Origin of the sequence: Candidatus Thiothrix phosphatis, assembly GCF_035668035.1 — a bacterium.
GTDB classification, from domain to species: domain Bacteria; phylum Pseudomonadota; class Gammaproteobacteria; order Thiotrichales; family Thiotrichaceae; genus Thiothrix; species Thiothrix phosphatis.
This window is the reverse complement of the sequence record NZ_JAYMYJ010000047.1, coordinates 18057-38304: the sequence shown is the minus strand read 5'-3', so window position 1 is coordinate 38304 and position 20248 is coordinate 18057. Positions and strand designations below refer to the sequence as shown.

Sequence of the window (20248 nt, the reverse complement as noted above, 5' to 3'; positions counted from 1 at the left end):
ATCCCGTGTTTAGTCGCGTTCCAGCTCGATGTTCAGACCGAGTGAGCGGATTTCCTTCATCAGCACGTTGAAGGACTCAGGCATACTGGCCTCCATGTAATGGTCGCCATCCACAATGTTTTTGTACATGCGGTTACGTCCATTGACGTCGTCCGACTTGACGGTGAGCATTTCCTGCAAGGTGTAGGCCGCGCCATACGCTTCCAGCGCCCAAACCTCCATCTCACCAAAACGCTGGCCGCCGAACTGCGCCTTACCACCCAACGGTTGTTGGGTAACAAGGCTGTATGGGCCGGTCGAACGGGCATGCATCTTGTCGTCAACCAAGTGGTTCAGCTTGAGCATATGCATGTAACCAACCGTGACTTTGCGTTCAAACCTGTCGCCTGTGCGGCCATCAAACAGCGAGGTCTGCCCACTTTCCGGCAACTCCGCCAGACGCAACAGCGCCTTGATTTCAGCTTCATCAGCACCATCGAACACCTGGGTCGCCATTGGCACACCCTTACGCAGGTTGCCTGCCAGTTCGACGACTTCCATATCGGAGAGTTCGTCCACCACCACATCCTGGCGCGGATTACCACCCGTGGCGTAAATCTCACTGATGAACTGACGCAGCTCGTCAACTTTGGCCTTGGTGTCGATCATGCGGCCAATCTTTTCGCCCAGACCTTTACCTGCCCACCCCAGATGGGTTTCCAACACCTGCCCAACGTTCATGCGGGAAGGCACGCCCAACGGGTTCAAAACGATGTCAACCGTCTGGCCATTTTCCAGATAGGGCATGTCTTCAACCGGCACAATGCGTGAAACCACACCCTTGTTGCCGTGACGGCCCGCCATCTTGTCGCCAGGCTGCATCCTGCGCTTGACCGCGATGTACACCTTGACCATTTTCAGCACGCCCGGAGCCAGATCATCACCTGCCATCAGCTTGTCACGCTGTTTGTGCAGACGGGTCTCATAGTGCTTTTTCTTCTCCTCAAGCTGATGGGCCAGGGACTCAAGTTGGGTGTTGACTTCCTCATCCTGCATGCGGATGGAGAACCAATCCTTTTTCTCCAGGTTATCCAGGTAAAATTGGGTGACCACTGTCCCATTGGTCAAGCGGTTCGGGCCACCTACCGCCTCTTTATCAAGCACCAGCTTGGCGAAACGGTCGAAAATGTCAGCCTCGTAAATACGCAGTTCGTCACGCAAGTCCTTACGGACTTTTTTCAGATCCTCTTCCTGGATCGCCAGCGCCCGGGCGTCCCTCTCCACCCCGTCGCGGGTGAAAACACGCACATCAATAACGGTGCCCGCCATACCTGTCGGCACACGCAGGGAGGTGTCCTTAACATCGGAAGCCTTCTCGCCAAAAATGGCGCGCAACAGCTTTTCTTCCGGCGTCAACTGGCTCTCGCCTTTCGGCGTCACCTTGCCAACCAGAATATCGTTAGGCTTGACCTCGGCACCCACATGGATAATGCCGCACTCATCCAACTTGGCCAGCAAGCTTTCGCTGACATTTGGAATATCAGCCGTAATTTCCTCAGGCCCCAGCTTGGTGTCCCGCGCCAGACAGGAGAGTTCCTCAATATGAATGGAGGTGTAGCGGTCTTCGTCCACCACACGCTCAGACAGCAGGATGGAGTCCTCGAAGTTGTAGCCATTCCAGGGCATGAAGGCGATGAACATGTTCTGCCCCAATGCCAGCTCACCCAAATCCGTGGAGGAACCATCCGCCAGCACATCACCGCGCGCCACCATATCACCCACTTTCACGATGGGACGCTGGTTGATGCAGGTGTTCTGGTTGGAACGGGTATATTTGATCAGGTTGTAAATATCGACGCCGCCACGCACTTCATCGGCTTCAACATCATTCACCCGCACCACGATACGGCCTGCGTCCACCGAATCGATCTTCCCGCCGCGACGCGCAGAAACCGCGGAACCGGAGTCCTGCGCCACGGCACGCTCCATGCCTGTCCCCGCCAACGGCTTGTCGGCGCGCAGGCAGGGAACCGCCTGACGCTGCATGTTGGAACCCATCAACGCGCGGTTGGCGTCGTCGTGCTCCAGGAAAGGGATCAGGGATGCCGCAACAGACACGATCTGCTTTGGCGACACATCCATATACTGGACTTTTTCCGCTGGCATCAGGGTAAATTCATTCCGATACCGGCAGGAAACGAACTCGTCCGACAAAGCGCCATCCGTATTCAATTCCGCGCTCGCCTGGGCAATCACGTAATTGGATTCCTCAATCGCCGACAAATACTCGATTTCCATGGTCGGCTTGCTGTCGATGACCTTGCGGTAAGGCGTTTCGAGGAAACCGTATTCATTGGTGCGCGCATACACCGCCAGTGAATTGATCAAACCGATGTTCGGGCCTTCCGGCGTTTCAATCGGGCAGACACGGCCATAATGGGTTGGATGCACGTCGCGGACTTCAAAGCCTGCGCGCTCACGCGTCAAACCACCCGGGCCAAGCGCAGAAATACGGCGCTTATGGGTCACTTCCGACAGCGGATTATTCTGGTCCATGAACTGGGACAACTGGCTGGAACCGAAGAACTCCTTGATCGCGGCGGAAACCGGCTTGGAATTCACCAGCTCCTGCGGCATCAGCCCTTCGCTTTCCGCCATTGTCAGGCGCTCTTTCACTGCGCGCTCGACCCGCACCAGGCCAACACGGAAGGCGTTTTCCGCCATTTCACCAACGCTTCGGACACGGCGGTTGCCAAGGTGGTCAATGTCGTCCACGTCATCCCGGCCATCACGGATGTCAATCAGTTTTCTCAGCACATCCAGAATATCGCCCTGATCCAGCACGCCGGAGCCGGTGGCCTCGTCACGCCCCAAACGGCGGTTAAACTTCATCCGGCCAACCGCAGACAAGTCATAGCGGTCTTCAGTAAAGAACAGGTTATTGAACAGGTTTTCCGCTGCCTCTTTGGTCGGCGGCTCACCCGGACGCATCATCCGGTAAATCTCGATCTGCGCCTCCAATTGGCTGGCGGTCGAATCGATCTTCAAGGTATTGGACACGAACGCGCCACGGTCAAGGTCATTGGTGTACAACACCCGAAAATTGGCAACGTCGTTATCGCGTAATTTTTCCAGCAAATCAGCAGTAAGCTCATCGTTAGCATTCGCCAGCACCTCACCTGTCGACGTGTCAATGACATTCTGCGCCAGTATTTTGCCGTTCATGTACTCCGGCGGCACCACCAGCTTGTTCAAGCCTGCCTTTTCCAACTGACGGATATGTTTGGCGGTAATGCGGCGGCCGGTTTCCACCAACAATTCCCCATCCAGCATAATGTCGAATGAAGCCAACTCACCACGCAGGCGATCTGGCGTCATTTCCATTTCAACACTGCTGTCGCTCAGGTGCACCAAGGTTTTATCGAAGAAATAATCGAGGATCTGCTCATTGTTCATGCCCAAGGCACGCAGCAGAATGGTCGCAGGCAACTTGCGGCGACGGTCGATACGCACAAAAATGGAATCTTTCGGGTCAAACTCAAAATCCAACCAAGAACCGCGGTAAGGAATGACGCGGGCGCTATGCAACAGTTTGCCTGCGGTATTGGACTTGCCCTTATCATGCTCAAAAAACACACCCGGCGAACGGTGCAATTGTGAAACGATGACACGCTCGGTGCCATTGATAATGAAAGTGCCTTTGTCCGTCATCAATGGCAATTCGCCCAGATAAACGTCCTGCTCCTTGATGGACTTGACAACATTGGCATCAGCAGGCGCATCCTTGTCGTAAATGACCAAGCGCAACTTGACACGCAGGGAAGCCTGGTAAGTCAGCCCACGCAACTGGCACTCCTGCACATCAAAAGTCGCCTCACCCAGCCTGTAGTCAGCATATTCCAGAACAGTGTAGCCGTTGTAGCTAACAATTGGAAAAACCGAGGAAAATGCAGCATGCAACCCAACATCCCGACGATTGGCGACGGGCATGCCTTCTTGCAAGAAATGCCGATAGGAATCCAACTGGATGGTAAGCAGGTCGGGCACTTCCAGAATTTGTGCGCGCTTGCCGAAGTCTTTGCGAATCCGTTTTTTTTCGGTATAACTCAGTCCCATCGTCTTTCCTCTCTGGAATCAGAACCCCGGCTTTCAACATTGCCGGATTTTCGCCTGCCGTAACAAGCGATAAAAGGCCGACAGCACAAATGCACTGTCAGCCTCAAGTTTTACAAGAACTAATCGCAGCGCAATTCGCTCTCCCTCAATCTTACTTGAGTTCGACGGCGGCGCCTGCTTCTTCCAGTTCTTTCTTGATTTTCTCAGCTTCGTCCTTGCTGGCCGCTTCCTTAACAGTAGAAGGCACGCCTTCAACCATGTCTTTGGCCTCTTTCAGACCCAAGCCAGTGATGCTGCGAATAACCTTGATGACATTGATTTTGTTAGCGCCAAAGCTGGTCATTACAACATCAAATTCGGTTTTCTCTTCAACCGCAGGAGCAGCTTCGGCGGCAGGAGCCGCAGCAACTGCAACAGCAGCAGCAGCGGTAACGCCAAACTTCTCTTCCATTGCAGAGATCAGGTCAACGATCTCCATTACAGTCATGTTGGCAATTGCATCCAACATTTCTTCTTTACTAATAGCCATGTTAAATCTCCAAAAAACCTAAGTCAGTTTGATTCCAAAAAGCATCAAGCAGCCTTGCCTTCTTTCTGGTCGCGAATTGCAGCAATTGTGCGGACAAGTTTGCCAGGCACTTCGTTGAGTGTTTGGGCGAACTTGTTGAGTGGCGCACGCAGCGTGCCAGCCAATGTGGCCAGCGCCTGTTCGCGGGTCGGCATCTTGGACAAACGCTCAAGTTCGGAAGCCGGCAACATTTTGCCGCTCATGGCGACAAATTTGACGTCAAACTTTTCGTTAGCCTTGTCCTTGATGAAGTCCTTAATCAAGCGAGCCGCCGCACCCGGGTCTTCCAAAGAAAACGCCAGAATCAGCGGGCCAACCAAACCGTCCTGGATACATTCAAAATCAGTATCCTTGACAGCGATTCTCACCAGATTATTTTTCACCACCCGTAGATACACACCATTCTTACGCGCTTCAACGCGCAGTTTGGTTAGCTTATCTACTGTCATCCCACGGTACTCTGCAGCCACCATGGAATAAGCACGTGCAGCAACCCCAGCCACTTCAGAGACAATCTGTTTTTTCTCTTCCAGTGTTAACGCCACGATTACTACTCCTGGTTCGGTGGATAAACCACCGTTGATCAATCACTTGCCTTATTATTGAAGCAAATGACGGAAACGGCGCCCCAAACCAGCATACTGACTCGGGTTACGCCATCTGCGCAGGCTCTCTACACTTTGTGCAGAACCATTAAGCTTCTGGAAAAGCGCCTGCGGTCTTTGACGACACACATCCATGCATATCTTCTTGCCTTACGGCGCCCCCCTTCCATGGGAGCCAGAAACAGGGCGCAATGCCCTTATACAACTTAGAAAGACAGTGATGCTGTATCGACAGTCAAACCTGTACCCATAGTGGTGGATACAGAAACTTTCTTCAGATAAACGCCTTTAGAGGTGGAAGGTTTCATTTTCACCAAATCCGCCACCAAGGCATTGATATTGCCCACCAACTTGTCAGTATCAAAATCGACATTGCCAACAGAGCAATGGATGATCCCCGCTTTATCAGTGCGGTAACGCACCTGACCAGCCTTTGCGTTACGGACTGCCCCTGCAACATCAGGCGTGACAGTGCCCACCTTCGGATTTGGCATCAGTCCGCGTGGACCAAGGATTTGACCTAACTGGCCAACGACGCGCATAGCATCCGGACTGGCGATCACCACATCAAAGTCCATTTTGCCAGCCTTCACCTCAGCCGCCAAATCATCGAAACCAACAATATCTGCACCAGCATCTTTTGCCGCATCAGCATTGGCACCTTGCGCAAATACCGCAACACGCACCGTTTTGCCATTGCCATTTGGCAGCACAGTAGAGCCGCGGACAACCTGGTCAGACTTACGGGGATCAACACCCAAATTGACACTCACATCGACACTTTCAGTGAACTTGGCGCGCGGCAATGATTTCAACACATCCAAAGCATCAATAACGGGATACACCTTGCTATGATTGACTTTTTCAGCAATCGCTTTCTGGCGTTTGGTCAACTTCGCCATATCACACCCCCTCCACTTCAAGACCCATACTACGGGCACTGCCCGCAATGGTGCGCACTGCCGCATCCATGCCTGCCGCTGTCAGGTCAGGCATTTTGGCTTTGGCGATTTCTTCCAACTGAGCACGGCTCACTTTACCGACCTTATTGCTATTGGGGCGGGCACTACCCGATTGGATCCCAACTGCTTTCTTCAGCAACACGGAAGCAGGCGTAGTTTTCATCACAAACGTAAAGCTTTTATCACTGTACGCTGTAATCACTACCGGCGTTGGCAAGCCCTGCTCAAGATTTTGAGTGGCTGCGTTAAACGCCTTGCAAAACTCCATGATATTCAAACCACGCTGACCTAATGCAGGGCCGACTGGAGGACTTGGATTGGCTTTGCCTGCAGGAATCTGCAGTTTGATATAGCCGATGACTTTCTTTGCCATGATATTTTCCTATGAATGGGTAATAACGCCTCACGGCTCCCCTTACCTATCAGATCAGGTTTTTTCGACCTGATAGAACTCAAGCTCGACTGGTGTCGAACGACCAAAAATCTGTACCGCAACCAACAGACGGCTTTTCTCATAATTGACTTCTTCAACCACCCCATTGAAGTCTTTAAACGGCCCATCCGTTACACGCACCACTTCTCCAGCATCGAAAAGAACCTTGGGACGCGGCTTCTCCGCCCCCTCTTCCACTCGACGCATAATAGTGTCCACTTCTTTTGGGGTAATCGGTGCTGGCTTATCCGCTTTTCCACCGATGAAACCTAGCACCTTGGGAGTTTCCTTCACCATATGCCAAGTATCATCATTCATTTCCATCTCTACCAACACGTAGCCCGGAAAGAACTTGCGCTCACTACGACGCTTCTGCCCATCCCGCATTTCCACCACTTCTTCCGTTGGCACCAGCACCTGACCAAAAGCATCCTGCAAGCCAAAACGCACAATGCGCTCTTCCAAAGAGCGCTTTACCTGATTCTCGAAACCAGAATACGCTTGAACCACAAACCAACGCTTCGCCATCAGGCGCCACCTCCTTCCAACAGACTTTTGACCCCCCAGCCCAATAAAGAATCCACGCCCCATAGGAAAATGGCAAGAATCAAAACAATCACCATCACCATCAATGTCGTCTGTATGGTTTCAGCCCTGGTCGGCCAAACCATTTTACGGACTTCAAGACGCGAATCTTTCAAAAAGCCCAGCAATTTCTTACCAGAATGGCTATTCAGCGCAATAACAGCAGCCACAACAACAACCGCCAACAAGCCCAAAACACGCAAAAGTACCGAAACCGGCTGCCCTTGCCAATTCTCAAAATAATAAAACCCTGCAATGCCTGCCATTAACAGGACAATAGCAACCAAGAGCTTTACCATATCAAGCGATGAACCCTGATCTTCGGCATGTGCTGACATTTGTTTTTCACCAAATCAGATAAGTCGAATGACTTTGGGTAATGCACTGTTATTTTACAAATAAATGCAGACATACAACCCATTATCCAAAGCCATCAAAAAGATGGCAGGCCAAGAGGGAATCGAACCCCCAACCTGCGGTTTTGGAGACCGCCGCTCTGCCAATTGAGCTATTGGCCTGTAAACAATGCAAAGAGCAGGGAGGATACTCCCTGCTCTTTTAAAATACAAGCAGATATTTACTCGAGAATTTTCGCAACAACACCAGCACCCACAGTACGACCACCTTCACGGATGGCAAAACGCAAACCGTCTTCCATCGCAATCGGACTGATCAGGCTAACCACCAATTTGACATTGTCACCCGGCATGACCATCTCAGTGCCTTCCGGCAGGTCGCAGGCGCCCGTCACGTCAGTGGTGCGGAAATAGAACTGTGGGCGGTAGCCTTTGAAGAATGGCGTGTGGCGGCCACCCTCCTCCTTGGACAGGACATAGACTTCCGCCTCGAATTTGGTGTGCGGCTTGATGGAGCCCGGCTTGCACAGCACCTGCCCACGCTCAACGTCGTCACGCTTGGTGCCACGCAGCAGCAGGCCCACGTTATCGCCCGCCTGGCCCTGGTCCAGCAGCTTGCGGAACATCTCAACGCCGGTGACGGTGGTTTTCTGGGTGGCGCGGATGCCGACAATCTCGATCTCATCGCCAACCTTGATGATCCCGCGCTCAATACGGCCGGTCACGACCGTGCCACGGCCGGAAATGGAGAACACGTCCTCCACCGGCATCAGGAAGGCACCGTCAATGGCGCGTTCAGGCTGGGGGATGTAGCTGTCCAGCGCCTCAATCAGGCGGCCAATGGAAGGCTCGCCGATGTCGGACTGGTCGCCATCCAGCGCCATGCGCGCGGAGCCTTTGATGATCGGGGTGTCGTCACCGGGGAACTCGTAGCTGGACAACAGCTCACGCAACTCCATCTCCACCAGCTCCAGCAACTCCTCATCATCCACCAGGTCACACTTGTTCATGTAAACCACAATGTAAGGGACGCCCACCTGGCGGGACAGCAGGATGTGCTCACGGGTCTGCGGCATCGGGCCGTCAGCGGCGGAGCACACCAGGATCGCACCGTCCATCTGCGCCGCGCCGGTGATCATGTTCTTGACGTAGTCGGCATGCCCTGGGCAGTCAACGTGGGCGTAGTGGCGGTTGTCAGACTCATATTCCACATGCGCTGTGGAAATGGTGATGCCGCGCGCTTTTTCCTCAGGGGCGGCGTCAATCTGGTCATACGCCTTGGCCTCACCGCCAAACTTGCGTGACTGCACCACCGTCAGCGCCGCCGTCAGCGTGGTCTTGCCATGGTCAACATGCCCAATCGTGCCTACGTTTACGTGCGGCTTCGTGCGCTCAAATTTACCTTTTGCCATTTCCGATAACTTCCCGTTAAATCTTTGCAATAACTGGTGCTCTTGGGCAGACTCGAACTGCCGACCTCGTCCTTACCAAGGACGCGCTCTACCACCTGAGCTACAAGAGCAAAACTATCAAACGACTCAGCCAGAATTTGGAGCGGGTGATGGGAATCGAACCCACACCATCAGCTTGGAAGGCTGAGGTTCTACCATTGAACTACACCCGCCTGAAGCCGTTTACCCACACCGCACCGCGTGACGATATGAATCAAGCTGAACGTGTAAACCAATATGGTGGAGGGGGAAGGATTCGAACCTTCGAAGGCAGAGCCAACAGATTTACAGTCTGTCCCCTTTGACCGCTCGGGAACCCCTCCGACTGGAAAGGCAGGCATTGTGAGTGAATCACCCATCAATGTCAACCATGTAAACTACAAATTTGGCATTATTTTTCGACAGATAAAAAAGCCCTTGCATCCGGTGTTAGCCAAGGCGGGCGAACCAAACTCAGTGTCAATCCAGGAGGCTACTGACGGAAAACCTAACGAAACTCAGGTTAGCTGGAGCCTGCCCCTGCCTTCTCCAGCCACTCCCGCACATCCCCATTGTTAACCTTGAGGTAAATGGCCTCAACGGAAACGCTTGCCCCAACCGACTCAAAGACGATCGATTGCCCAAGATAATAACTTTCAAGACGCCAGCCATTCCGTCTCCGCAATACCTGGATCTCGACAAAATCCTGTTCAATCAAGACATACTCCTGCAAGGATGGCAGGGCAAGATACTCGGTCAGCTTACTGCCCTTATCATTCTGCCGAGTGCTGCGGGAAAGCACCTCAACCAGCAATACCGGATTATCCAGATAAGTCTCATCACCGGAAAATTCACCACAAAACACCGCAACGTCAGGATAGCGGAAACGGGTCTGTGTTGTTTTGACCAGCATATCTGCAGTAAAAGGCGTGCACGAGCGGCTTGCCAAATGGTTGCCAAGCAGGCGGTAAACATTGCCACTGATCAGATTGTGGTTAACACTGCCTCCCGCCATGGCATACGCCACACCATCCACATACTCATGGCGGGCCTCACTAACCTGCTCACCCGCAAGAAAATCCTCAATGCTCAAGAACGTATGCTGTTTGGCAAGCGACATGGCGGCTACCTGCTGCTGATGGACAATCGTTACCGTGGTTACGAACCCAGTATAACCTGAATTTACCAACACCGCAGGGTGGGTTGAAAACACAACCCACCATCCCCCACGCCCAACCGCTGCTGCAAAAAGCAAAATCACTGACCGGAACGGACTAACCGCACAGCACGACCATCGTTGCGGTCACCCCCAAGGTCGGTACCGCCGTCGAAGAGGACACTCCAGGCGTAGGGTTCATATCCTGGGTAAGTCAAAGGGCTGCCACTCCATAACCCGTCATCCGATCCGGGGAAAACTTCCGTATTGAGGGCAGGGCCTACCCGGCAATATTCCACCGTGCTTTCCAGTTCTTTCAGGTTGGGTACGCGCCAGTCGTTATGGCCGCCGTCATTGGCTGCGTTGGCGGTTTGCGCTTGACCCAGGGCTTCCTGCCAGTCCAGGCCTGTTGCCGAACCAGTACAAGCATCATCCAGATAATTGCTGGGTGTGCCGTTGTCGGAAAAGGTTTGCCCCTCTAGGCAGCGCTTCCACATCAGGCCAGTGGTGTTGTCTGTCACCACGCCACCAGCGCCGAAGGTGTAGCGGCTGGTGGGGGTGCTTTCCGTCATGTTGGTGTTAGTGCAGGTTTGGGCATTTGTTGAGCCCGCCATCAATAAGCCACCCCACAGGGCGCAGGTTAAGAGTCGTTGTTTCATGGATTGTCTCCTGGTTGAAATGGTGGTGGAACCCCCTCCCCCCCCTTATTAGGGGAGGATCAAGAGGGCTTCCGGTTGTAGGGTTCAGTATTCGTTTTAGCCAGCCCCGGCTTGTTCGCTGACTTTGACCGCGCCTTGGGCGGCGCGCTCGAACTGGCCGAAATCGCGGAAGGCATGGAGTTCTTTGGCAAGACGGGCTGGCAATCTTGCTTCCACCGCTGGCGAGGGGGCAAAGCCAACCCCGCCAGCCGATGCAACGCCAATGGACAACCTCGCGCGCCCTAACCGTTTGCAAAAAGCAAAATCACTGACCGGAACGGACTAACCGCACAGAAACGCCTAAGTCGCGCCCAATCAAACCGTCGGAACCGTAGCCGAAGAAGACATACCAGGCGCTGGATGCATCCCCCGCATACGGTGTTCCTGACCAATAGAGCCACAAAACCGTATTCGGGAAATACGCCACATCAATCGCCAGACCGTTACCTGACAAATCAGCGATGGATTGCAGTTCCCCCACGGTCGGCATCCGCCAACCACTGGTTGCGCCGCACCAGCCCTCCGCATTCACCGCAACCACATAGCTGCTGGTGTCGCAAGCGCTGGTGTCGCCACAACTGCCGCCATTGGCCACGCCGTTGTCGCCACCGTTGGTTACGGTATTGGGGTCATACCAAGTGTAAGTCCAGTCCTTGTCGTGCAAGCCATCATCATCGGTCTTCACCTCCCAGATCAGGCCAGTGACATTATCCTTGACGCAAGCCCAGCTAGCGGCATCAGCTGCCAGCGCCATGCCAGTGCTGCTGATCTTGGTGAAGCTGAAACCACGATGGCCATCAGCATCATTGTTGGTGGGCTGGGTGGCGTCGCGCCCAGTTTCGCCATCCTGCTGCGGGAAACCGGCCTGCGGGCAGGCGGCATTGGCCGAAGCATTACCGCATTGGTCGGCAGTGATGCCAGTATCGTTGAGCTTGCCGGTGGGGGAAGGTTGCACTACCGCAGAAACAGCATTAACAGCCGAGGACGCCACCGCCGCGCCGGGGCCTGCGCCCGCCGCCGCCACCGGCGTGACTTCAAATGTGATGCCGTGACCCGCGTCAGCGGCCACCAGCATGTAGGTTCGCCCGGTCGCGCCCACAATCGCGCCACCGTCACGCAGCCAGCGGTATGTGGATGCTCCTTCCGCATCGTTGTCCGCGTCGCTGTAGGTGTAGTTGCCGGTCAGCGTGTCGCCAACCACCGCATCCCCGCCGTTGCCGTCGCTGATGCTGACCCCGCTGGCTGTCGGCGCGCTGTTGGTGACCAGAGGTGGGGCTGGCGGATCAGGCGTCAGATAAGATTCGCTGGCGTCCACTTCGACCAGCCCACTGCCGGGAAAATCCGTGCCATCCGGGTTTTTCACCGTGATGGTGAGCGTTTCCTTTGGATTGTTTTCACTGAGGGCGAGGTAACACAGTTCCTTGCCATCCTTATAGTCGTCAAACAGGATAAACCTGCCATTTTTCGGGGCATCATAAGCAACCGTGACATCTTGCGGCAGCGCCGCACACACGACCCCGGACGTATTGACCACCCGAAACTCCAGCCTATCGGGACGGGCTATCGAGTTGCTGGCGAGGTAAGGAGCCAAATTCGCGGGCAGGTTATCCCCCGCCACACTGCTACCCGTAGAGCCACCGCCACCGCAAGCACTCAATAGCAACGGCGCTGACAGACATAAGGCTTTTAACATCCCACTTCAGCCATCAAGGCCCCAGCGGCCCCTTGTTGGTGTCGACCTTGTAAATCAGGTCAACGCCCTGCTGAATGCCGGTCTGCGCCTCCAGTTGCAGGTGCTTGTTGATCTGGTAGGTGACCGCCACCCGCTGCAAGGAATCAAACAGGCTGACGATATAACGCACGTACAAGCGCGGCCCGAGCCGTTTGCCCAGCGCCAGCTCCCCTTGGTCAAACCTGCCGTTTTTGGCCTTGACGCCGAACTCATCCAACCCCAGCTTGCCGCCCAGTTGCTGCGCCAGCCCTTCCCCGCCTGCAATGCCAAGCCCGCTAATGGCATCCATCAGCAACGATGATTGGTCGCCACTGACGCCGGACAACGCCCGCCCAGTCAGCAGGTAACTGAGCGTGTCGCTTTGCGTTTGCTGCGGGGAAGAAAACAGCTCCGATTCCGGCCGCTGCACCGTGCCCGCCAGCGAAATGCCAACCTTGACATCGCCATCCTCCACCTCGCGCACGGCCCGCACATCCAACCCCGGATTATCCAATGGCCCATTGAAAATCAACCGCCCGCGTTCAATTTCCAGGTTTTGCCCGTAAGCCGTGTATTTGCCGTCCACCACATTCAGCACGCCCTCGGCAATGATGTCCTGGCGGGTGCGCAATACCCGCAGCTTGCCGGTCAGGCGTGCATCCAACCCAAAGCCGGTAAACTTCACCTTGTCGCCCAGCTCGATGCTGACATCCGGCGTAATATCCAACGGCGCATCTTTCACCAGCACCACCGGCTCTTTCTGCCCGGGGGATGCGCGCCCGACAATGACGACATCATCAGACAGCGGGCTGGCGGATTGCGGGATTTCACGCAGGCTGATGGTGGCAGCCGGGATCAACAACTTGCCAGCAACATCGACATCCGTAGGGCTGGCCTGAATCCTGAGGTCAGGGGAAACAGCCGCCTGCACTTCATGCGTATCCATCAACGTCAGGTTGTCACCCTTCAGGTTAACATCAGCCCGCCAATTGGGCAGGTTAGCCAATGACAGGGAACCATCCGCGTTCATCCTGCCCGCGCCCGCCCGCAAACTGCCGGTAATCGCAGCGTGCTCACTCCCATTGGCCTGCAACGTCAGGTTGATGTCATTGAGCGTCACCCCGGTTTCCGGCAGATGCACCTGCCCATCCAGCAGCCGCATGTCCCCGCTCACCGCAGGCTGGCGGAGCAGGCCAGAAATGCTCACATCCCCAGCAACCCTGCCTTGCAAATGGTCGATTTGGGGTGAAAAACGCTCCATCCAGCCAATATCCGGCATATCCGCCAGCAGATGGGCATTGATGCGGTGATTGCCATTCTGCGGCGACAGGTCGAGACGCCCATCCGCCCGCAACTTGCCATAGTGGGTCACATCCAGTTGCGCTTGCACATCCGCCTGCCGGTCATTCAGCTTCAGATCCGCCTGGGCATTGGCGTATTGCACGGTTTCCAGCTTGCCTTTGGCGTCGCGCACGCTGACTGAACTGTCCGGCAGGCGCAAGGCGACATTGGCCACAGGCTTGCCGCCGCGCTGCTCAAAACGGTAATCGGCATTGGCGACGCCCGCCAGGTTCACGTTCGGCGGCAGCCACGGACTCAGCATCACCAGTGGAATCTGTTGCAACACGCCACTGATGCTGAAGCCCGCCTGCGGCGTCCACGCAGGCTTGCCACACGCCCGTGCGCCCCGGCTCGCCAAACACAGGCTGGAACTGGCGAACGCTTTGGCGGATGCCTGCAAGCTGACAGGTTCAAGCAGTTTCCAATCACCTGCGGGCGTGTCGCGCAGGGACAAATTGGCGACCGTCCCCTGCCATTGCCCGTTGCGCCAGCCGCCATTGGCGGAGAAGTCGGCTTTCCCGGCCTGATGCGTGACTTGTGCCGTCACCCGGTGGTTTTCCAGCGTGCCCTCCCCATCCACTTTGGCGGACGGGACGACGGTTTCACCCTGTTTGAAATCTTTCAACACGCCATGGATGTCATAGCGCTCACCCGTTTGTTGCGCCTGCACATCCAGCAGGCCGAGGCGAAGATCCTGGTAACGCAAACCGTCGCCCTTGAGGTCAGCCTGAATTTCCGGCTTGGCCAATGTGCCTTTGAGCACGCCTTCGCCCGCCAGGCTGCCTGCCAGCCCTTTCCACGCCTTGGCCAGATTTTTGGCGTCCACTTTCCAGCGCAGGTCAAACGGCTCGGTCGCCTGCCCAGAAACTTCCAGCCGGTTATTGCCAGACTGGATCAGCACATCCTGCGCCGCCAACTTGGCATCCCCCCAGTCAAGCTTGCCTTTGGCGCTGAGGTCGTAACCTTCCACCTTGCCGGACAGGTCGGCCACCTCCAGTTGCAATTGCGATCCGTCCGCCTGCCCCCGCAATATGCCGGAGCCAGTGGCGCGCCCCGCGATTTTGGGGTAAAGCTGGGCCAGATTGGGCGCATCCAGCTTCCACTCCACCTCCAGTTGCTGGCTGGCGCTGCCGTTAGCCTGCAAGCGGTTATTGCCCACCTTTGCATCCAGCGCATGCAGCACCGCCTGTTTGCCATTCCAGTCGCCCTGCCCCGTGACATCCACGGGATATTCACGCAACTTGCCCTGCAAACGGGCGATGTCCAACGCAATATGGGTCTTGCCTTCCGCCCATTCGCCCTTGGAAGTGAGCGCGACCTCCAGTTTGGCGGGCCATTCGGGCGCAAACGGCGCAGGGTTGACCTGCTGGCCCTGCACATCAGCGTCCCAACTGAAACCATTCTGCCAACCAATTTTGCCGCTGGCGGCCAGCTTGCCAGCGTCGCCGTCCAGTTGCAGGCTGCTGACATCCAGATCCTCAAACGTGCCCTTGCCTTGCAACCTGCCCTGATAACGCGGGTAATCGGCATAGCGCCAGTCTGCGTTGGCATCCAGCTCATAGTGTTGCAACTCGCCGCCAAGCTGGATGACGCCTGTGCCCTTGCCCCAGTGTTGGCTATCGGAAGCGACCTTTAGGGTGGCGTCCAGCCCGTGCTGTTGATCGAGGCCAAAACTGCCCGTCAGTGCCAGATCAGCCTTGCCCGCCGCGTCATAGGCCTCCGCCTTGAGGGCTTCGACCTGCAAACGCCCGTCATGAGTCCGCCCGTTGAGAGTGACATTCCGGAAATGCAACGGTGCCGATCCGGCGTCGACTTCCAGCTCGCCAATGCTGACCGAGCGGGCGTCGACATTGAATGGCAGCACAATCGCTGGCAGCTCGAACGGCTTGTCCGCTTGCGCCGCATCAGCCGCGTTATCCAGCACCTGCACCCGCAACTTGTCGGCGCGCAGATCCGTGACCCGCAGGGTGACGGGCGTACCCAAGTCGAATTCGTTTTGCCATTTGACGCCGGAAGCTTCCACGTCAACGCTGGCGTCCCGCCACCGCAGCTTGTCCAACGTCAGGCCATGCGCCAGCGCCCCATCCACGCCTTCCAGTTGCAGTTCAGGCACGAAACGTTGGGCGTTGCCCAACAGCCAATGGGAGCCGGTGCGGGTCAACGCCAGGAAAGCGGCCAGCGCCACCAGCAGCAACGCGCCAAACAACAGCACCGCCAACGGATTCACCAGCAGATATTTCAGCCACTTCCTCACAGGTCTGGTCCCAGACTGAAGTAGTAATGGACATCGCTGGCGTTATCCTTGGGGACTGCAATATCCGCCCGCACTGGCCCCAGCGGGGATTTATAACGCACGCCTGCGCCTGCGCCGACCTTCATGTCCACGCCCCCCCAATGGTCAAAAGCGTTGCCTGCGTCAACGAAAGCCGCCGCGCTCCAGTCCTCCGCCAGCGGGTGTTCGTACTCGGCGCTGCTGGTGAGCAGATGCTTGCCGCCAATCACCTCGCCGTTTTCATTGGCGGCGCCCAGGGATTCAAAGTCATAGCCGCGCACGGAGTTCTGTCCGCCAGCGAAGAAACGCAGCGACTTGGGCATTTCATTCAGGTCATTGGTCAAGGTCGCGCCTGCCGCGCCCTGCAAAATCAGCTTGTCCTGATTGTCCAGGGTATGCAGGTACTTGCCGCCCACTTTGCTTTGCAACAGGCTCTGGTCGCTCAACATGCCTTTGACTGCGCCTTGCACTTCTGCCGCCACCTGCCAGCCGTTGGTAGGAAACAGCGGGTCGTCACTCTTGGTCTTTTTCACCCGCCCCCCCAGCAAGGTCAATTGTGAATGGATTTCCGGCTCGCCCGTCACCTGGGTGGTTTCATCCACATAATTGGTGAACACCGTCTGCTGCCAATCGTCCTTGGAGCGCCGGTTGTAATCCGACCCCAGCTTGACGCCTTTGCTTTCAATGTCGCCATTGTCGCTGTGCCGCCAGCCGGCGGACAGGCTGGTGTATTCATGTTCAGGATGCCATAGCGGCACCTTATAAGTGGCTTCCACCGACTGCTCCTGCTGGCCAACCTTGGCTGCCGATTGCAGCTGATGCCCCTTGCTGTTCACCCAATGGATGTCCATCCCGCCTTCCACCCGGAAGCCGGTGTCCGTGCCGTAACCAAGCCGACTGGTGTAGGTATAGCGCTTGCGGCGCTCGGCGTTAATTTCCACCGGCACCAGGCCGCCCTGGGCATCTTGGTAATGGCCGCTCACCTGCACGTCACTGTAGTAGCCACTGCCTTCCAGAACCTGCTGCTGCTTCAGCAAGTTTTCGGCATTGTAGGCGTCGCCCTCATGCACCCGCAGGTAACGCTTCAGGTATTTGTCGCCCAGCACATCCTGCTCCACCGTCACGCTGCCGATCTGGTAACGGTCGCCGGTATCAAAATGCAGCGCCACCTGCGCCTGACGGGTGTCCGGGTCGACCCGGATTTCACGGGTTTGGTATTCCGCATCAAAAAAACCCAGATTATTGGCGGTGCGGCTGAGGCTGGCCTTGAAGTCTTCGTAGGGTTTATGCACCAGCACATCGCCAGGCTGATAGGGAGGGGTCGCAATAATATCCTGGAAACCTTTCAGATCCTTGCCTGAGCCTGTCAGCGTAATGTCAACCTGGGTGACCGTGACCGGCTGCCCCGGCTGCACGGCGACAGCCAAGACCCAGCAATTATCCCGTTGCGCGGAAGTGACGTTGAAATGGGCGTCGTAATAGCCCATCGCCTGCGCGCCTTCCTGTAATTTTTCTTCGGCGGAGTCAATGAAGCGGGCCACCCGCTCACTGGAAGAATCACATTTGAGGTTGCGCAGTGAGGGCATAAAGGCGCGCAAATTATCCGCCAGCGCAGTGTCCGCCCCCTCAAAACTGACTTTCACTGGCGATTCTTCTTTGGCCGCCGCTTCCTCCTCAGTCTGCTGAAAAAAAGCCGCCAACCCCTGCGTACCGGCCCCCAACAAACACAAACCGCAGACGAATTGTTTTATATACGCCTTCAATGGCAAGCCTCCCGGTTTTGACCAGCAAAGATTGTAGGACACTCATCCTTTCCCTAAGCAAAATAGCAGAAAGTTGGCGTCACGGCAGAAACATGACGCCAACAATAGAATGGGTGGATACTTTTTTTGCTGGTTGCCCGCCTGATCGGGCAGGCGGGTTACGGGCGCAGGTCAGGGGCTGATGGCGTCCTTTTCCCGTTTGAGCACGTCGATTTCCTTTCCAAGCAATTCTTTTTCCCGGTATAGAAGATCAAGTTCCTGGACGGAAGATTGCACCTTGCCATCCTTGATGTCCTTCAACTTTTGTTCGAGCTTGCTGCGTTCATCTTCCTTGTGGTCGATTTCCTGTTGCTTCTCGTAGCGCTTTTTGCCTTTGGCCAGCCCCTGGTTGAACGCTTCAGCCAGCCCCGGTTTGTTGCATAAATCAGCGACCCAACGACCCTGCTCCCCGACCTCCACGCCTTTTTCATAAGTGCAGAACGCCTTGACCCCGCTATCGTAGCCGCCCATATACGCGTGCGGGTCAGGTGTCACGCCAGCCTTGGCGCAATCCTTGACGTAATCCGGCAATTGCGCCGCAGCGCCTTTCATGGCATCAGCGTAGCCAAGCCGCGCCCAATCCGCCGTTTTGCATTCTTCCGGCGACAAGGAAGCGCACGCATTCAGCGCCACTGCCACACCACACAACAATGCTGTCTTCTTCATCACATACTCCCCCAAACAACCATCCCATACGCAAGTCTTGGAAACTGCCGCAACCCGCGATGGCACCTACTGTTCGAACGCCCATTTCAGGATGTCGTCATGCAGCCTGCGCCCGCCGCCCTGCGCGTTCCCACCATTGTATTGCAACACAATCACCAGCCGTTTGCCGCTGCGGGTCAACATATAACCAGCGATAGAGGTGGCATCATTCAAGGTGCCGGTCTTCATGTGGCTGCGCCCGCGCAGGTCGCTGCCCTTGAAGCGCTCCGCCAAAGTGCCATCCTCACCCAGCAGCGGCATGGACGCCATAAATTCAGGCATGTACGGATCACGCCAGGCCGCTTCCAGCAATTCCCCCAGCTGGCGCGCCGTCAGGCGGGCATGGCGGGAAAGCCCGGCACCGTTTTCCACCACCATGCCGGTGTAATCAATGCCTGCCTCCTGCAACACACTGGCGATCGCCAAACGCCCCTTGTCGAGCGTGGCAGGCGCTCCGCCAAACTTGGCCCCCGAGGTCAACATCATGTTGCGCGCCATGACATTGTTGCTCCATTTATTGACGAAGCGGATTTGTTCGCCCAGCGTGCGTGACTCGTGGGTATGGAACAGCACATCGCCGTCCTGCACCACACCGGCTTGCAGCCCGCCGCTGAACACGCCCCCCAGGGACTGCCACATATCACGGAATGCATTGAACACATGTTCTTCCGGCGTGGACATGACCCGCAACACAAAGCTTTTCCCACAATCCGCCGAATAGACCCCCCGCACCCGCATGGAGCCGCCATCCTGCTCAAACGAAGGGTGGTAGGCCGCCTTGCTGCAACGGCCTTTCGACAACACCATGCTGTTTTCCAGTTGCAGGCCAGGAATCAGCGGGAATGGCGTAACCCCCACTTTGCCGCTGCTGTCATCCGCCTCGAACAGGAAACGGCTGGCCTGAAAATTAAACATTAACGCCGATGGGCGCGCATTGTAGACACGGGTGGGTTCATTATCGAAATCCGCCGGGTCATATTCAGGGATGCTGAAAAAGCTGTTGTCCACGACCAAGTTGCCACGAATGTCCTTCAATCCCTTGAGCTGCAAGTCGTGCAACAACTGCCAGAACGCCTCATCGGTCAGGTACGGGTCGCCGTACCCTTTGAGCACCAGGTCGCCATTGAGGACGCCATCCTTCAGCTCACCGCGCAGCCAGGCTTCGGTTTTCCAGGTATAAGCGGGGCCAAGCAGCTTGAGCGCCGTCCAGGTTGTCACCAGTTTCATGGTGGAGGCAGGATTGCGCGGAACCTTGTCGTTATGCTCCAGCATCGGCGCGTCGGCGCTGAGGTCGCGGATGTAGACGCTGAGGTTTTCCAACGGGGTATTGTACTGCTGCGCCAGCGCCGTCACTTCTTCCGGCAAATCAGCGGTCTGCCCATGGCGAACCGGGGACATCTCGGCAGGCTGGGGCAAAAGGTGGGCAGTAGCCGTTTTCGTTTGCTCCGCCGCAACGCCCAGCCCAACCCAGACACACAGCCCCGCCGTCATCAAAAATCTTTTCAACATAGTGGATTCGTTGTGTTTTT

The 20248-nt window shown here is 56.1% G+C and carries 16 protein-coding genes and 4 tRNA genes; all 20 read right to left on the bottom strand.

Annotated features, from left to right (window positions below):
* Positions 1 to 9: 9 nt before the first annotated feature.
* Entirely contained in the window at positions 10 to 4095 is a 4086-nt protein-coding gene (gene rpoB, locus VSS37_RS06230; protein ID WP_324693929.1) for a DNA-directed RNA polymerase subunit beta, read from the bottom strand.
* A 151-nt stretch (positions 4096 to 4246) separates the two neighbouring features.
* Entirely contained in the window at positions 4247 to 4624 is a 378-nt protein-coding gene (gene rplL, locus VSS37_RS06225) for a 50S ribosomal protein L7/L12 (RefSeq protein ID WP_324693928.1), read from the bottom strand.
* 44 nt (positions 4625 to 4668) lie between these two features.
* Positions 4669 to 5208, bottom strand: coding sequence for a 50S ribosomal protein L10 (gene rplJ / locus VSS37_RS06220; protein ID WP_324693927.1), 540 nt, complete (start codon positions 5206 to 5208; stop codon positions 4669 to 4671).
* Positions 5209 to 5474: 266 nt separating this feature from the next.
* Positions 5475 to 6170 carry a 50S ribosomal protein L1 gene (gene rplA / locus VSS37_RS06215; protein WP_324693926.1) on the bottom strand — a complete coding sequence of 232 codons (696 nt, stop codon included), beginning with the start codon at positions 6168 to 6170 and terminating at the stop codon, positions 5475 to 5477.
* Position 6171: 1 nt separating this feature from the next.
* Positions 6172 to 6603: a 50S ribosomal protein L11 gene (gene rplK, locus VSS37_RS06210; RefSeq protein WP_324693925.1), complete on the bottom strand. Its 432-nt coding sequence runs from the start codon at positions 6601 to 6603 to the stop codon at positions 6172 to 6174.
* A gap of 54 nt (positions 6604 to 6657) precedes the next feature.
* Positions 6658 to 7191, bottom strand: a complete 534-nt coding sequence (gene nusG / locus VSS37_RS06205) for a transcription termination/antitermination protein NusG (protein ID WP_324693924.1) — start codon at positions 7189 to 7191, stop codon at positions 6658 to 6660.
* Positions 7191 to 7586 (bottom strand): preprotein translocase subunit SecE, encoded by a 396-nt coding sequence (gene secE / locus VSS37_RS06200; protein WP_324693923.1) that lies wholly within the window; start codon positions 7584 to 7586, stop codon positions 7191 to 7193. The genes nusG and secE overlap by 1 nt, the downstream gene beginning before the upstream one ends.
* Positions 7587 to 7690: 104 nt before the next feature.
* Positions 7691 to 7766 (bottom strand) — tRNA-Trp (locus VSS37_RS06195).
* Between the two features lie 59 nt (positions 7767 to 7825).
* Positions 7826 to 9016 (bottom strand): elongation factor Tu, encoded by a 1191-nt coding sequence (tuf, locus tag VSS37_RS06190; RefSeq protein ID WP_324693922.1) that lies wholly within the window; start codon positions 9014 to 9016, stop codon positions 7826 to 7828.
* Between the two features lie 34 nt (positions 9017 to 9050).
* Positions 9051 to 9126 (bottom strand) — tRNA-Thr (locus tag VSS37_RS06185).
* Between the two features lie 28 nt (positions 9127 to 9154).
* Positions 9155 to 9228 (bottom strand) — tRNA-Gly (locus tag VSS37_RS06180).
* 65 nt (positions 9229 to 9293) lie between these two features.
* Positions 9294 to 9378: transfer RNA gene (locus VSS37_RS06175), tRNA-Tyr, on the bottom strand.
* A 179-nt stretch (positions 9379 to 9557) separates the two neighbouring features.
* A complete protein-coding gene (locus VSS37_RS06170) occupies positions 9558 to 10154 on the bottom strand; it encodes a Uma2 family endonuclease (RefSeq protein ID WP_324693920.1) in 597 nt (198 codons plus the stop codon).
* A gap of 137 nt (positions 10155 to 10291) precedes the next feature.
* The gene (locus VSS37_RS06165) at positions 10292 to 10849 is read right to left on the bottom strand and encodes an Lcl C-terminal domain-containing protein (RefSeq protein ID WP_324693918.1); all 558 of its coding nucleotides are present in this window, start codon (positions 10847 to 10849) and stop codon (positions 10292 to 10294) included.
* Positions 10850 to 10945: 96 nt separating this feature from the next.
* Positions 10946 to 11119, bottom strand: coding sequence for a hypothetical protein (locus VSS37_RS06160; RefSeq protein WP_324693917.1), 174 nt, complete (start codon positions 11117 to 11119; stop codon positions 10946 to 10948).
* A gap of 34 nt (positions 11120 to 11153) precedes the next feature.
* The gene (locus VSS37_RS06155) at positions 11154 to 12581 is read right to left on the bottom strand and encodes an Lcl domain-containing protein (protein WP_324693916.1); all 1428 of its coding nucleotides are present in this window, start codon (positions 12579 to 12581) and stop codon (positions 11154 to 11156) included.
* A 13-nt stretch (positions 12582 to 12594) separates the two neighbouring features.
* On the bottom strand, positions 12595 to 16194 hold the full coding sequence (locus VSS37_RS06150; protein WP_324693915.1) for a translocation/assembly module TamB domain-containing protein: 3600 nt from the start codon (positions 16192 to 16194) through the stop codon (positions 12595 to 12597).
* The gene (locus VSS37_RS06145) at positions 16191 to 18017 is read right to left on the bottom strand and encodes an autotransporter assembly complex protein TamA (protein WP_324693914.1); all 1827 of its coding nucleotides are present in this window, start codon (positions 18015 to 18017) and stop codon (positions 16191 to 16193) included. Before VSS37_RS06145 ends, VSS37_RS06150 begins: the two co-directional genes overlap by 4 nt.
* Positions 18018 to 18146: 129 nt before the next feature.
* On the bottom strand, positions 18147 to 18680 hold the full coding sequence (locus tag VSS37_RS06140) for a DUF2799 domain-containing protein (protein ID WP_324693912.1): 534 nt from the start codon (positions 18678 to 18680) through the stop codon (positions 18147 to 18149).
* Positions 18681 to 18746: 66 nt separating this feature from the next.
* The gene (gene dacB / locus VSS37_RS06135; protein WP_324693911.1) at positions 18747 to 20228 is read right to left on the bottom strand and encodes a D-alanyl-D-alanine carboxypeptidase/D-alanyl-D-alanine endopeptidase; all 1482 of its coding nucleotides are present in this window, start codon (positions 20226 to 20228) and stop codon (positions 18747 to 18749) included.
* Positions 20229 to 20248: the final 20 nt, after the last annotated feature.